General features: G+C 41.3%; 11 protein-coding genes. 8 read left to right on the top strand and 3 right to left on the bottom strand.

The window, feature by feature from the left end; genetic code table 11:
• The first annotated feature begins 47 nt into the window (after positions 1–47).
• The 8 genes from epd to CXF78_RS04015 all read left to right on the top strand — a co-directional run bounded on the left by epd (position 48) and on the right by CXF78_RS04015 (position 9,297).
• A complete protein-coding gene (gene epd / locus CXF78_RS04050) occupies positions 48–1,067 on the top strand; it encodes an erythrose-4-phosphate dehydrogenase (protein ID WP_011636135.1) in 1,020 nt (339 codons plus the stop codon).
• Positions 1,068–1,146: 79 nt separating this feature from the next.
• On the top strand, positions 1,147–2,322 hold the full coding sequence (locus CXF78_RS04045) for a phosphoglycerate kinase (protein WP_011636136.1): 1,176 nt from the start codon (positions 1,147–1,149) through the stop codon (positions 2,320–2,322).
• A gap of 155 nt (positions 2,323–2,477) precedes the next feature.
• A complete protein-coding gene (gene fba, locus CXF78_RS04040; protein WP_011636137.1) occupies positions 2,478–3,542 on the top strand; it encodes a class II fructose-bisphosphate aldolase in 1,065 nt (354 codons plus the stop codon).
• 191 nt (positions 3,543–3,733) lie between these two features.
• Positions 3,734–5,074 (top strand): MATE family efflux transporter, encoded by a 1,341-nt coding sequence (locus CXF78_RS04035; protein WP_102036046.1) that lies wholly within the window; start codon positions 3,734–3,736, stop codon positions 5,072–5,074.
• A gap of 114 nt (positions 5,075–5,188) precedes the next feature.
• Entirely contained in the window at positions 5,189–5,929 is a 741-nt protein-coding gene (locus tag CXF78_RS04030) for a DUF481 domain-containing protein (protein ID WP_102036045.1), read from the top strand.
• 563 nt (positions 5,930–6,492) lie between these two features.
• Positions 6,493–7,197, top strand: coding sequence for a hypothetical protein (locus CXF78_RS04025; RefSeq protein ID WP_145991370.1), 705 nt, complete (start codon positions 6,493–6,495; stop codon positions 7,195–7,197).
• Positions 7,190–7,765: a hypothetical protein gene (locus CXF78_RS04020; protein ID WP_041412763.1), complete on the top strand. Its 576-nt coding sequence runs from the start codon at positions 7,190–7,192 to the stop codon at positions 7,763–7,765. The genes CXF78_RS04025 and CXF78_RS04020 overlap by 8 nt, the downstream gene beginning before the upstream one ends.
• An 89-nt stretch (positions 7,766–7,854) precedes the next feature.
• Positions 7,855–9,297, top strand: a complete 1,443-nt coding sequence (locus CXF78_RS04015) for a hypothetical protein (RefSeq protein WP_011636142.1) — start codon at positions 7,855–7,857, stop codon at positions 9,295–9,297.
• A 160-nt stretch (positions 9,298–9,457) separates the two neighbouring features.
• Here CXF78_RS04015 and CXF78_RS04010 read toward each other — a convergent pair whose 3' ends face one another.
• The 3 genes from CXF78_RS04010 to CXF78_RS04000 all read right to left on the bottom strand — a co-directional run.
• Positions 9,458–11,707: a PAS domain-containing protein gene (locus CXF78_RS04010; protein WP_102036043.1), complete on the bottom strand. Its 2,250-nt coding sequence runs from the start codon at positions 11,705–11,707 to the stop codon at positions 9,458–9,460.
• Positions 11,708–11,797: 90 nt separating this feature from the next.
• On the bottom strand, positions 11,798–12,430 hold the full coding sequence (locus CXF78_RS04005) for a TatD family nuclease-associated radical SAM protein (protein ID WP_102036042.1): 633 nt from the start codon (positions 12,428–12,430) through the stop codon (positions 11,798–11,800).
• Between the two features lie 144 nt (positions 12,431–12,574).
• Positions 12,575–15,410: efflux RND transporter permease subunit (locus tag CXF78_RS04000; protein WP_102036041.1), on the bottom strand; the 2,836-nt coding region annotated here is incomplete at its 5' end.

The following is a 15,410-nucleotide window of genomic DNA, read 5'->3' as shown; positions in this document are numbered from 1 at the left end:
TAATTGATTAAATAACAAGTGCTTCGGTTAATTACTCTGGACCCTAAATGATTCGAGTTGCAATTAATGGTTATGGCCGGATTGGCCGCTCAATACTTCGTGCATTGTACGAATCTGGAAAACGTCAACAAATCCAAATTGTGGCGATCAATGAGTTGGCAAAGCCAGAAGCCATTTGTCATTTAACCCAATACGACACGACTCATGGTCGTTTCAAGCATACCGTTAAGCTAAATGGTGATCAGTTGCTTATCGGCGATGACAGCATTTTGTTACTCAATCAACCTGATGCTAATTTATTGCCTTGGGCAGAGCTTGATATCGATATTGTTTATGAGGCCACCGGCAGCTTAATTGATCGTCAAGCTTGCGAAGCACACATTCATGCAGGTGCTAAGCAAGTGCTGATTAGCCATCCTTCTTCAGCAGATGTTGATGAGACCATTGTATATGGTGTGAATCATGATTTGTTGCGCGCAGAACATACCGTTATTTCTAATGCATCTTGCACTACCAATTGTATTGTCCCGGTTATCGACGTATTGGATAAGCATTTTGAAGTTAAGAGTGGCGCCATTACCACCATTCACTCGGCGATGAACGATCAACAAGTGATCGATGCTTATCATGATGATTTACGCCGAACTCGCGCCGCGGGCCAATCTATTATTCCGGTAGACACAAAATTAGCGCGAGGCATTGAGCGTATTTTGCCGCACATGAAAGACAAGTTTGAGGCGATTTCTGTTCGAGTGCCAACCATAAATGTGACCGCGATCGACCTGTCAGTCACGTTAGAGAAAAAAGTCAATATTGAGCAAATTAACAGTGTGCTGCAACGTGCGTCAAACGGCAGTTTTAATGGTATTTTAGGTTATACTGACGAGCCTCTGGTATCGTGTGATTTTAACCACGATCCACGTTCGAGTATTGTAGACGGAACCCAAACGCGTGTCAGTGCCGGCCACTTGGTCAAATTATTATTATGGTGCGACAACGAATGGGGTTTTGCCAACCGTATGCTTGATACTAGCTTAGCGATGATTCAAGCAAAGTTAGATCGGTAATATCAATAGATTATGTCGCAATGGGTTAAGCCCGTTGCGCAGCAAGACTTTGTATTAACTTAAAAAGGAACTGCTAATTATGGCAATTATTAACATGACAGATTTAGATCTACAAAATAAGCGCGTGCTTATTCGTGAAGATTTAAACGTACCTGTCAGCGACGGTGTTGTAACAAGTGATGCTCGTTTACGTGCATCATTACCAACAATTCAACTCGCATTGAAAAAAGGCGCCGCCGTAATGGTGATGTCTCATTTAGGCCGTCCAACAGAAGGCGAGTTTAACGCTGAATATTCAATGCAGCCGGTAGTCGATTATTTAGCTAAAGCGTTAGATTGCCCAGTGCGCTTAGTGAGTGATTATCTTGATGGCGTTGATGTGAATGTTGGCGAAGTCGTCGTATTTGAAAACGTTCGCTTTAATGTTGGCGAAGGTAAAAACGATGAAGCACTGTCTAAAAAGATGGCTGCATTATGTGATGTTTATGTAATGGATGCATTTGGTACGGCTCATCGTGCTCAGGCATCTACTCATGGTGTGGGTGTTTATGCTCCTATTGCCTGTGCTGGCCCATTATTATCACAAGAATTAGATGCATTAGGCAAAGCGCTTGATAACCCTGCTCGTCCAATGGTAGCGATAGTTGGTGGTTCTAAAGTGTCGACAAAATTAACCGTGCTTGAAAGCCTATCAACTAAGGTTGACCAACTTGTTGTGGGTGGCGGTATTGCCAATACCTTTATCGCAGCTGCGGGCTATAAAGTCGGTAAATCATTGTATGAAGCTGATTTAGTTGAAGAAGCAAAGCGTCTTGTGGCAAATGCTAGAAGCCGTGGTGGTGATATTCCAGTACCAACAGATGTTGTTGTAGCAAGCGAGTTTAGCCCAACTGCAGCCGCAACATTAAAGTCAGTTGCGGACGTGACCGACAGCGATATGATTTTTGATATCGGCCCAGACAGTGCAGAAGCACTGGCTAAAATTATTGAACAAGCTGGAACCATCGTCTGGAATGGCCCAGTCGGCGTGTTTGAGTTTGATCAATTCGGCGAAGGCACTAAGCGAATTGCCCAAGCCATTGCTAATTCTAAAGCGTTTTCTATTGCTGGTGGTGGTGACACTCTAGCGGCAGTTGATAAGTACAATATTGCTGACAAAGTGTCTTATATTTCAACCGGCGGTGGTGCTTTCCTTGAGTTTTTAGAAGGTAAAGAATTACCTGCTGTAGCAATGCTTGAAAAGCGTGGCGCTTAGATCACACATCAAGTATTTGTACCGCAAAACCTAATAATAATTATTATAAAAAAATGCTCTGTCATAACCTACAGGATGTAGGTTGTGCCAGAGTGTAAAATCCGTCCAAACGATAGCGACCTAGGTGAGTAATCACCCTATTAATGGAGAACAAAATGGCTCTTATCTCTCTACGACAACTGCTTGATCATGCTGCTGAGCATGGTTATGGCGTCCCTGCATTTAACGTGAACAACCTTGAACAAATGCGTGCAATTATGCAAGCGGCTGAAGCGACTGACAGCCCTGTGATTGTGCAAGCATCTGCTGGTGCGCGTAAATATGCTCGCCCACAATTTTTAAAATATCTAATGGCTGCTGCACTTGAGCAGTATCCGGATATTCCGGTATGTATTCATCAAGATCACGGTACTGATCCTGACATTTGTCAGCGTTCAATTCAGTTAGGTATGTCATCAGTAATGATGGATGGCTCGTTAATGGCCGATGGTAAAACACCAGCGTCATACGAGTACAACGTTGATGTGACTCGTCGTACTGTGGCTTTTGCTCATGCATGTGGTGTGTCAGTTGAAGGTGAAATTGGTTGTTTAGGCAGTTTAGAAACTGGCCAAGCAGGCGAAGAAGATGGTGTGGGTGCTGAAGGCATTTTGAGCATGGACCAAATGCTAACAACTCCAGAAGAAGCAGCGCGTTTTGTTGCCGATACTCATGTTGATGCATTGGCCATTGCGATTGGTACTAGCCATGGTGCTTATAAGTTTAGTCGTAAGCCTACTGGTGATGTATTACGTATAGACCGTATTAAAGAAATTCATGCGCGTATCCCTAACACGCATTTAGTCATGCACGGTTCATCTTCTGTACCGCAAGAGTGGCTGAAAATCATCAACCAGTATGGTGGTGAAATTCCAGAAACTTACGGCGTACCATTAGAAGAAATCGTTGAAGGTATTAAGCACGGTGTGCGTAAAGTGAACATTGATACCGATTTACGTTTAGCGTCAACAGGTGCAGTGCGTAAATTCTTAGCTGAACATCCTGCAGAGTTTGACCCTCGTAAATTCTTGAAAGCATCAATGGAAGCGATGGCTGACATTTGTACGACTCGTTATGAAGCATTTGGTTGTGCGGGTATGGGCTCTAAAATTAAGCCTAAGTCACTGCAAGCAATGTATAAAGCTTATCAATCTGGTGAACTTGACCCTAAAATCATGTAAACCTGTTTACGCTAGAATAACAAATCAGCTCATTTTTTGAATGAGCTGATTTTTTTTCAATAAATAACGAAAAGCGTTGTTTTTTTAAACGCTATCGAGCATCATCCTCGCCTCAAAAAATTGCCCCTAAACATCATCGCTTACTGATATAACCTTATTCTGTTAGCCATCTTAATAGTTGAATTACTCATATGCTTGTTAAGCCAAATACTCCCTTATCCTTATTTTCATTGACCTGGCCATTGTTCGTCGACTTTGCTTTGCACTTTTTAACAGCAGCAATTAATACCTTTATGATAAGTCATGTGTCGTATCAGGGAGTGGCGGCGTTGTCTGTAGGTAACATGGTGTTTGAGCTAGCGATTACGTTATTTAGTTTCGTTAGTATTGGCGCTAGTGTTGTCATTACCCAGTATTTAGGCGCCAATAATAAAACTGCAGCCAGTGCCGTGGTGTATTCATCTATCGGATTCAATTTCTTAGTTGGCTTGGTCGCAGCGGTAGGTATTTTAACCGGCTCAACCATGATGTTGAATTTAATGAACTTACCAGCCGAGCTTATGGCCGATGGTAAATTGTACTTACAAATTGTCGGTTTATGTTTAATTCCTGAAGCAATGGCCATGTGCTTAGCGGCGGGAATGCGTGCTCATGGTTTTACCCAGCAAGCCATGTGGGTAACATTATCGATGAATGTGATCACCTTTATCGGCAACTTATTATTACTCTATGGTTGGTTTGGTTTGCCACAAATGGGTGTAGCAGGTGTCGCTATTAGTACTGTTGTCGGGCGACTAGTGGGTGTGAGCATTATGATGGTGTTGTTTGTACGCTATACCAAAATACCATTACATATTCCGAGTATTTTGCGTCCAGATAAAGCCATGCTGAAAAAAGTGTTTCACATTGGCTTGCCTGCAGCGGGTGAAAACGTCTCATGGATGCTGCAATTTATGGTAGTCACTTCATTTGTTGGCTTAATGGGTGATAAGGCCTTAGCGGCGCAGTCATTATATTTTCAGATTTGTATGTTTATCTTATTGTTTGGCCTGTCGATAGGCATTGGTAACGAAATTATTATTGGCCATATGGTGGGGGCTAAGCAATTAAAAGCCGCAGAGCACCAAATGTATCGCGCATTAAAGTTGGGTTTGATTGTGACCAGTATTGTGGCTTTATTCGTTGCAATATGGGGACCTAATCTTGTCGGTCTGTTTACGGATGAACAGGACATTATTGTCCTTGTGGGGCAATTATTTGTGCTCACGTTAGTTATGGAACCCGGTAGAACCTTTAACTTAGTGGTGATTAATGCACTAAGAGCTAGTGGAGATGCCAAGTTCCCATTTTTTATGGGCTTATTCTCAATGTGTTGTATTTCGGTGCCTGGTGCTTATTATCTCGGGATCCACTTAGAGTTTGGTTTGCAGGGCATTTGGGCCGCTTTAGCGCTTGATGAATGGGTTAGAGGGTTGGCGATGTTGTGGCGTTGGCGCAGTGGCCGTTGGCAATCTAAGAGCCTTGTAGCTTAGCGCTTAAGGGGATGACTATTTTTCAATTCTGCGATCAAAGTGTTAGTATGCGTGGGAATTTTAAGCGCATGCCCCCATTAGATTTTGTAAATCGTAAATAAAGGACGAAATGACATGAAAAAACTGCTACTTACTGCAGCAATTACAATAACCATGCCATTTGCAGCACATGCTGGAAGTGAGTTTGTTGAAGGTGATGCCACTCTTGCTGGTGAAGCAGAATTAGGTGCGACTTTAACCACAGGTAATACCGATACTTCTTCGTTTAAAGCGCGCCTAGCGTTGAAACAAGAATTAGGTGACTGGGAAAACGAGTATGTGTTTGAAGGATTATACAAAGAAGACACAGAAGAAGTGACTGCAAAGCGTTATTTCCTTGGTGTGCAAGGCGACTATCAAATTAATGATGTGAGCTATTTGTTTGCTAACACTAACTATGAAGTTGATCCATTCACGGGTTACGATTTCACTTCAACGACTTCAGCTGGTTATGGTCACCGTTTTATTGACACCGACAGAATGTCTTTAAAAGCAGAGGCGGGTCCTGGTTATATTTATCAGCAACTTGATGAAGAATCAGCACTAGCAGAAGGTTATGATAGCGACGACAGCGTTGTTGCTCACGCGGTGATTGATTTCCAAACCAAGATCAGTGATTCATCTAAGTTCCAGCAGAAATTTGTTGCCGATTGGGGTAGTAAATTAGATGCACGTTCTGAAACGTCATTAACTGCAAATATCGTTGGTGCTCTAGCGATGAAATTTGCCGTTATTGTTCGTTATAACAGTGAACCGCTTGATGACAAAGAAAGTACTGACACTGAAACAAACATGACATTACTTTACGCATTTTAAGTTAATAGCCTTAAGTTAACTTGAGTGTAAGTAACAGAAAGCTGGCTTTGCCAGCTTTTTTTATGGACCGTTAGCCGTAATATTATCTTACTGGTATACCAGAAACACTTGCTGATGAGCCACTTTTAATCCGTAACCTTATTCAATCGCGGCATTAACTCGCTTGAAAATATCCCTCCAACCGTTATTCATCACTGATTGAGTTGATTCTATCTTTAAAATGTTCGCTATTGATGACTCCATTTCTACTATTGCCTGCTTGATTAACTGCACTCCTTATTAGGCCTGTATTTACCTTGCTTTAATCTTTCTCATTCCAAATACGGTCGAATCAACAATGATATAAATTAGCGATTTCTACATTCATTATCATGCAATTATACCTTGCGCAAATAATCACCATATTCGCGAACTAGTTCACGAATATGCAATATTATCCACAGGATAGCCGACTTAACAACCATGCAACTCTCACTTTGAGAGTATACTTTTTGTATCGGTCGATACACTGAGACAGTGCGATGCAAATAGGATGTTGTTGGTTCGACAATACACGACGTTTGTTGGTCGATCAGACCACGGCAACTCAGTGGCATTTAAATGATCACGAGTATTGGGTTTTGAGCCAGTTAGTCCAACATCGTGGTCAAGTTGTTCCCTTATCTATGCTTGAAACTGTGGCTATTTCAGGCGACTGTCCTCACCAATTATCCCATGCTGAACTACTCGATATTATTAGCAAAATTATCAATTACATGTGTCTGCGCCATACCAATCTTATTGAATATGTACCTGAACAGGGGGTGATTTTATATACCACAGCTACTGCTAAGCGTACCAAAATATTGGAACTACCTGAGCGGCTATTATCTTTAGGTCAGTATCTGTTTATTATTGTAATTCTATTAGGTGTATTGTTATTTGTTTACTCTAAACTAAACCCTCCGGAGTTTGCCCAGGCCGATGTATTGCGTCAAGTGTTGACCCCTGATGGGCATATTGTTCAGCTATTTGTATTTGGCAATAATAATCAGCAAGATGCCATATTACATGCGGACTGCTTATCATCGCAATTACGTCTTTGTCATAATATTCGCTGGGATTCAATTCACGTTGCTCTGTCTGCCAATCAAGATTATATGAGTTTCACATTGACCGACGCGAGTGAAACGACACCATTAGTTAATAGCGTTAAAGTCAGTATCGATGATATGAGTACGCCATTTATCACCCAACAATGGCTACAAAAGGTACACATTTGTGGCTAGATTAATACACATTAAAATGCACCGATTACTGCGGTCAAAACGCGGTAAGCTTTTTTTTGTATTAAGTTTTCTGCTTATCATATTTATTGCTATTAGTGTTCTGAATCGTATTGCAAATACCCATAATGTTTGGTATTTCAATTGCCATGCTGATGGCTATTTTAGTCAACAAGGAGAATCGTTATTAACGGTTGATAAAAGCAATTTATGGTTAATGTTAGACATTGATCATCATCAAGCTCAATTGACTTATAAACTTGATTCCTCAACAGATGTTACTGAAATTGCTAATCTATTAGGTAAGGTCAAGCGTGTTGATATGGGCTCATTTACTTATCATCTAGAATTAACACTACAACCTATCAGTTGGCAAGAAAACAGTCGACTACATCCATATTTACGTAACGAATATGGCATAACTACCCCTGACTTTAAGGATGGTTTTAGTGTATCTCAGCAGATTCAAGTGATTGACCTAGATCAGACATTGACCAAAGCAACGTTAAAATTCCTTCCAAGTAATAACACCTGGTCCTGTCAGTTACTATCCGCAAATACTTCAGACTAATTTTGATTGAATAAATTAACTTTTAGCTTAATATTCCCTTTGCGGTATAGTAGTTCAGTATCAATTTTAAAAGGTGTGTGAAATATATAGTGGCAAAAGTTAAAGTAAAACAAGAAGAAGCGTTATCAATTAAGTTCAGTCATCAAATGGGCCCTGGTGATCAGCGGGTATTTGATCTGTATTTTTATTTGCCAACAGAAATGGGCATTGGTTCGCATACCTTAGATGAAGAGGATTATTATCACAGTAGTATTCTTGGACGTCGCTCTTATTATTCTAAAGGGCTGCATTTACCATTAGTTCAGTCCCGTTTCGTCAGTTTAAATAAACGAACCTTAGAAGAGTTTCGTTTATACCTTAATTTATTCGCTTATCAATTTGCTGTTGCCATTGAAACTGACGTAAAAGAGCTACACCAAAAACTTGATCTCAATGAGTTTTATCCTGCTTTAGATGAACTTTGTGATGTGGTTACGCAACTATTGAAAAAGTTTCGTCGCAATGAACCAAATGATCCTAAGTGGAAATCTTATTTTGAGCATGCAGATAACTACTTGTCTTGGTTTTGTGAACAGCAGTTATTAAAGACATTAGCACGTAGTCCTAGAAGTGCTGACTATAGTGATGTTAAAGAAAAAGTACTTAACTTATGTCGTAACGAAAATCACTACCGCGAGCAAGTATGTAAATATAACTCTATGCAAACCCAGCAAGACGCCAACCGTATTTCTAATAAGATGTTGCTATTGCGTCGACTCATTCAACAAGGCGTAGTATTAAAAGAAGAATTAAAACCGCTTGGGGTAGGGCTAAAGAAGTTTGTTACTGGCGTCGCCACTGGGCTGGTAATGCTAGTGGTATCAGCGTTGATTATAAAAGCGCAAGGTTTCTTTAATGGATTAACCTTGACCTTGCTACTGACGTTAGCAGTCATTTATGGTTTCAGGGAAATCTTTAAAGAGGATTTTCGTAATGCGATGTGGCGCCTTATCCAACGCGGTCGTCCAAGGTGGAGCCGTATTTTACGTGATACCACCACTCAAACAGTGGTGGCCAAGCAGTTAGTTTGGCTTGAATTTATGCGCAGCCAAGATATTCCTAAAGCGGTTTCAGATATTATGAGGCAACGCCACAGCCAGAATAAAGTGGACTCGGAAGTACTGCATTATCGTATTGCAACTAAGGTAACCAATAAGCCCTTTGAGGCAGATTATTCACAGATACAAGAACAAGTGAATTTCAGTTTAGTGCCTTTTGCACGCCATTTAGAGCGCGGAAAAGCTAAAATATACTCAGAAAGTGAAGGCAATATTAGCAATGAATCTGTTGAGCGTCGTTATCAAGTCAATTTGGTTGCGGTGTTACGTGACGGAAAGCAACAACCTGAATATGCTCGCTTTAAAGTGACCATGAATCGTTCAAGCATTGTTGAAATTACCGAAAGTAAACTGCCTGATAATGTTCAGCCTTTCAGGCTAGAATCTGATGAGATCCTTCCTGAAGTGGTTAGTCATCCGAAACCACACGCTTAAGGTTCGATTGAACGCAATACTCGTATTTAAGTGCTCATCGAGTCGCTAATGGATGGGAGTTATCCTGTCATTAAACAACGGTTCCAATTGAATATCACCTGACGTTACACAATACTGCGTCAGGTGATTTTATCGATCAATTTCACCGGCGGTTGTTAGTTTAATGATTACTTTGATTGTTCGTGGGGCGCGTAAAGGCTTGGCAAATGTTCTGGTCAACAGATTGTTTAGCTCTTTTTAATGCTATTTCAGCGTTAGCTAGGTATGTATCTAAACTTTGTGGCTGCAAGTAGCTGGCGATACCAATGTTAATCCCTTCACCTAAATTCTTTTCTTCAAGACTTTGAAGCATATTAATCGCATATTGATGTGCAGAGTTTGCATTTGTTTCGGTCAGCAAGATGACAAGCTTTCCGAGTTGCCATTGTGCTATTTGATAATTAAGCGGTAACTCAATCAATAATTGCAGTTCAATGTCCTTTTGACGCTTTTCAAGCTGGCTCATATTACCCATATTACTGAAAATTCCTTCTGGGTTAATATCCATTACCAGTAAGCTTGAGTGTTCTTTAGTGAGTTCGCTGAGCTTGAAAAAGTAATTTTCAAGCTCATTTAAACGAAGCACTATGGCGCTTCTATGGCCAATGACGTTACTGTTACTTTGGGTCGACACTGCCGGTGTGGTCTCTTCAAATGTGCAAATAAGGTATTCAATATCACCTTCAAATGTCAATTGGCCTGCTAGCGTCGTTTTTAAACAATGGTCATAACGACTATGGTTAAATGGCATAACTTGCGCAGTCCACTCTCCCTGTAGGCTAATTTGTGCAGTTATATTTTGCCATTGATTTTTCAGCTCATCGCCGAGTAGTTCGGTGATCGAAATATTGGTGTCTCCGTGTAAAGACATCAGGTGATCAAATTGGTTATTACATTTTATTATTAATCCACTGGCATCGGTGAGTGCCATAGCAACCGCTCCGCTACTCATTAATTGATAGAGATAGGCTTGGCGTTGACTTTCAAACAATGCGGTAATGTCTTCAAATGTGACTAACCAATAATGTTCATTACTGTTAGGGCACTTTTTACTGCGAATATGTGTTTGTAGCATACTACTATTTAGCGTCTCTAAACTGATCTCACCATGCCATTGTTTATGATGGGTTAACGCCTCTTTAATGTGATTAAAGCGTTCATCATCAAGATGCAATACTCGTTGCAAGCTGCGGTCTTTAAGAACGTCAGCTGGTAAAGATAGTGCAGCAGCAGCTTTGGCATTTATGCTCTGGATTCGACCGCTATCGTTAACGATTAAACAGCTCAATTCGCTGTTAAACAAACCGTTACTCAATTGAACGCTATTTTGCTTTGCGCGTCGCTCAAGTACAAATCTATGCCTTAGTATTATCAGTAAACTGGCGAGCAGAGCGATTAAACATCCTGCGATAATGATCACTATTCGCCATTGTGCATATCGAGCAGCAATGTCGTCATGACGAATATAAGACAATAGAAAGTATTCTCTTTTGGTTTCGTATTGACTGGTTAACTCGACTTTTAAATACACGAAAGTGGAATCATGGCTGTGAAATTGGCCAAAGTTATTCATGGCCATCACTCGCCACAATTCTGGGTAAGATTGCTTTAAACTTGCGCCTAGTGCATCGGGCATATTGTCTAGTGGTGCAGGTTGGTTGGCTCCTGCATAGAGGAACCCTTGAGTATCTAGCATGAGCAATGGTGAATTTTGATTAAAAAAAGCCGGTTTTATTGTTTCAAGTAATTTAACGATCGAATTGTAAGTGACCAAATAGCCTTTAATACTTTGGTCTGGATTTTCAATCCATGATAACTGATAAAAATAGGGTTCTAAGATGCCATCAATCGGCGTAAATGCCATTGGTGAAGTGTAAATGTCGTTGCCGCCCATATTTCTGCCCGAGCCTAATAATGCAGCGGGGAGTTGCATGTTATTGAAACTACCGGTAGTGGCAAATTGGAGTTGCCCTTGAGGGTTAAACAATGCCAGCCCAAGCAGTTCTGGAATATTGTCAGTTAATGAATCCCAGTTTTCGATGGTTTTTAATTGCAGCTTTTCTGATGGGTTTTGCAGGTATTGTCTCAGTAACTCACCTTTGGCGATGATTTGGGTTCTAAACTGTAAAAATGACACTTTGTCATAGGCTAATGACGCGACAGTTTGTAACTCACTATAGCGCTGATCTGCCCAATCTTCTTGTAGGCGACGCTCGCCTAAATTGACCACCATGTTAGTGACAATAAACACCGCAATTAATAAAATAATCAATTGGCTTAACAGCGAAAGAATGTGCTGTTGCGACCAATGAGTCGCCTGTGAAGAAATTAATAACGAGTTTGAAGAACTCACAGCTGTGTGTTTAGACATGGTGCCACTTTTTTAGCATTCTCTTGGTGGCAATACTAGCATGAAGCCGGCATTCGCGAAAACGTCTAGCTGCGATTAGGTGCTATTTGTTTAACCAATGTTATCAAGTTCCCGCTGTTTAAATACTACGCCATTTCGTTCTGCTATATCACGGCAGCGGTCAATGTTGACATTAGCGAGTCCGTTAATGGCACTCACTTGAACTTGGGAGATATAACTCGGTGCAAGCTTAATAAAATCCAGCAATGCAGTATACGAATTGGCAAGCTTAGGGCGGCAATGTTGTTGATAGCTTTCTGGTGTATCGGCGTTAAGCGAAATAGACAAACTGTCTATACATTGACTGAGCTCTGGCAAAATATTCCTTCTATGAAAGTGGTTACCGAGGCCGTCAGTGTTTAATCGCACTTTGCCGCCTTGCGCTTTTATTGCATGAGCAACTTGCAGTAAGCAGTCAAGGTTTAAAGTCGGTTCACCAAAGCCGCAAAAAACATATTCTTCAACCTCATGTACATTGCCTAGCAAGGGTAAAACGTCATCAGCGGTAATGCGTTTAGTGAGTGATAAGTCATAATCATGCACTTGTTTGGAGCCATTATGTTTGGGGCAAAACTGGCATCTTAAGGTGCACCTAGCAGTAATATTGAGATAACGGTGCTTGCCGATATCGTAAACTAACGTTGGTATAGGTGAGGTTGGCATTGGTAACGTTGTGTCGGTCATGTCAGGCTTTCTTTCATGGAGATTATAGCGGTCATTTTAGCTGAATTTTAATAGTGACTATGTTGCTCAGCTCGCAGATTTTACTGCAAAAAAAACAGAGCTGGGTTAGCTCTGTTTTTTTGTTAACAATCGGGATTAATTTGATTAATGGTGCTCGTCAGAGCTGAACTCACTTTCAGCAGGTTTAGGTTGCCACCACCAAATATAAAATCGTCTTAATAGGCGTTTTATATCATCAAGAATAATGTACAAAATCGGCACTAAAATTAACGTTACTACGGTAGAGAACAAAATACCGAAAGCTAACGATGTTGCCATTGGGATGACAATTTTAGCTTGTAAGCTTTTCTCCATAATAATCGGCACCAAGCCAACAAAGGTGGTTAGCGAGGTTGAGATAATTGCTCTAAAGCGATAACAACCAGAGTCGATAGCCGATTGCATTAGCGACTTACCTTCTTCACGAGCTCGGTTAACAAAATCGACTAAAATAAGCGAGTCGTTTACCACTACCCCAGCTAACGCCACAATACCGCATAAGCTTAATACGCTCATTGATAAGCCAAGAATGTAATGACCAAACAAGGCGCCAATTATGCCGAACGGGATCACAGACATGATAATGAGCGGTTGAGTGTACGATTTTAATGGAATAGCCATTAAGGCATAAATAGTAAACATGGCAAAAAAGAAGCCTTGCGCTAACCCTAGCATGGCATTTTGTTCATCCAAGCTGCCGCCATCCAATGCTGAAGCCACTTTAGGGAATCGTGCGGTTAATTCAGGTAAAAAATCTTCCTGAATTTCAGCGATCACTTTTGATGGTTCAACATTGTTTTTATTCACATTAGCCGTAATGGTGATAGCTCGTCGGCCATCGACACGAGTAATAGACGCATATGACTCGCCTAATTCAATATCTGCTACTGTTGAGAATGGTACCGCCGCGCCTGACGGAGTGCGGATAAGCATGTTTTCAAGATCACCCACAGTACGGCGTTGCTCTAATGGGTAACGCACCATAACTTTCACTTCTTCTTTATTACGTAAAATACGTTGGGCTTCATAACCATAAAAGCCGTAACGGACTTGGCGAGCTAAATCAGACAGTGTTAGTCCTTGTGCTTCTGCTTCTGGGCGAATGTTTAGTCGTATTTCGTGTGAACCGGATGAGAAGTTATCGGTAATATCATACACGCCTTCGTAAGTGGCTAGTTTTGCTTTAAGTACTTTGGCCGCTTCAGATAGCTGGTCTAAGTCGGTTGCCGTTAAGCGGAATGATAAGTCGCCGCCAGCATCGTTGGTACTGGCATTGATGTTAAGCTTTTTAACTGACAATAACTCGGGTAGCTGTTTACGCCATTCTTCTGCAATTGCGACGCCGTCTACTTCGCGGTCTTCGCCTTTGGTCAGTTCGGTAAACACAAACGCACTACTGCGTGAGCTAAGCTCAATGTAGCTGTGTTTCACCATTGGGTAACCATATTGTTCTTCAAGTTTGGCGTTCATCTTGTACAACGCATCTTCGACTTGTTGTAGCACTTTTAAGGTGTTTTGTTCAGAGCTGCCTTCTTCCATTTCAAGTTGTACTTGAATAAAATCGGATGGGATATCAGGAAAGAAAACCCAACGCACTTTGCCACTTTGCACTAACGCAATCGACAAAATCAGTACCCCAATAAACACTGCCACTACGCTGTAACGTTGTTTAATGCAACGCTCTAAAAAGTGACGATAGACGTTATGAATGAAATGCTGTAACCATTCGTTGAGGGAAAATTTAAACCGTGATAAAAAATGAGTCGGTGCTCTGCGTTTTTTGATTTTCATGTGAGCTAAATGCGCGGGTAGAATCAGTTTTGATTCAATCAGCGAAAACGCTAAACACAAAATCACCACCATACCGATGGATTTCCAAATAATGGCCATGGGTCCTGAGACCATAATCATCGGGATAAAGGCTGCAATGGTAGTGAGAACCCCAAAAGTGGCTGGCATTGCTACTTTTTGTACTCCTTTTACCACGTTATCCAACGAGTGTCCGTTTTCCTCTAACTCGGTATAGGCACTTTCGCCGATGACAATGGCATCGTCGACGACGATCCCCAGCACCAGAATAAACGCGAATAAGGTCAGCATGTTAATCGACATGTTAAACGGCTCAAGTGGCATCAGTAGCATGGTGCCCAAAAAGCACACCGGTAAGCCCATCATGACCCAAAAAGCGAGTTTAAGATCTAAGAACAAAGCCAAAATAATAAATACCAGCAGGGCGCCATAAAACATGTTCGACAACATCATGTTTAAACGGCCTTGCAGGTAGTGAGTTAAATCACCCCAGGTATCAAGTTGAATATTACTTGGTAAGCTCTTTTTACGTTCGGCAACATAAGCTTTAATTTGCGAAGAAATATCTAACGCATTTTGATCGTCGATACTGGTAATTTCAATCACGGCAGCAGGTTTGCCGTTAAAGCGGGTGTACTCTAAACGTTCTTCAAAATCATCATTAATGGTGGCCACTTGCGGTAACATAATCCGGCTGCCATCAGCACGGGTTTCTACTACAATTTGAGCAAAGTCATCTGCAGTATAAGCTTGGCCTTTTGTACGTAGTAAGATGTCACCGTCTTGGGCACGAATAGAGCCACCGGGTAAATCAATCGATGAGTTTTGTACTGCTAAAGCGACTTGGGTAAACGTAATACCATATTCACGTAATTTGTCTTCAGACAGTTCAATGCCTATTTCGTAGTCACGAACACCAGTAACTTTTGCTCGAGTGACCGCGGGTAAATCGGTAATGTCGTCGCGAATACTCTTCGCCATTTCTTTCATGTCATGCAAGGTCATGTCGCCATAGACCGACACCCAAATGACATTGTTTTCTGGCTTTATTTGGTAAATATTGGGTTTTTCGATGTTATCTGGAAAGGTCGCAATAGCATCGATACGCAGCTTGGCTTCATCTAAAACTTGC

The sequence above is a fragment of the Shewanella sp. 11B5 genome (assembly GCF_002836795.1).
GTDB lineage: Bacteria > Pseudomonadota > Gammaproteobacteria > Enterobacterales > Shewanellaceae > Shewanella > Shewanella frigidimarina.
The sequence above is the reverse complement of the archived record's forward strand: the minus strand, read 5'-3'. Positions and strand labels throughout refer to the sequence as shown.

Excerpts from the sequence above, each read along its gene's own strand:
- CXF78_RS04030 (WP_102036045.1), top strand. The coding sequence starts at position 5,189 with ATGAAAAAACTGCTACTTACTGCAGCAATTACAATAACCATGCCATTT.
- CXF78_RS04035 (WP_102036046.1), top strand. The coding sequence starts at position 3,734 with ATGCTTGTTAAGCCAAATACTCCCTTATCCTTATTTTCATTGACCTGG.
- CXF78_RS04045 (WP_011636136.1), top strand. The coding sequence starts at position 1,147 with ATGGCAATTATTAACATGACAGATTTAGATCTACAAAATAAGCGCGTG.
- CXF78_RS04010 (WP_102036043.1), bottom strand. The coding sequence starts at position 11,707 with ATGTCTAAACACACAGCTGTGAGTTCTTCAAACTCGTTATTAATTTCT.
- epd (WP_011636135.1), top strand. The coding sequence starts at position 48 with ATGATTCGAGTTGCAATTAATGGTTATGGCCGGATTGGCCGCTCAATA.
- CXF78_RS04005 (WP_102036042.1), bottom strand. The coding sequence starts at position 12,430 with ATGACCGACACAACGTTACCAATGCCAACCTCACCTATACCAACGTTA.
- fba (WP_011636137.1), top strand. The coding sequence starts at position 2,478 with ATGGCTCTTATCTCTCTACGACAACTGCTTGATCATGCTGCTGAGCAT.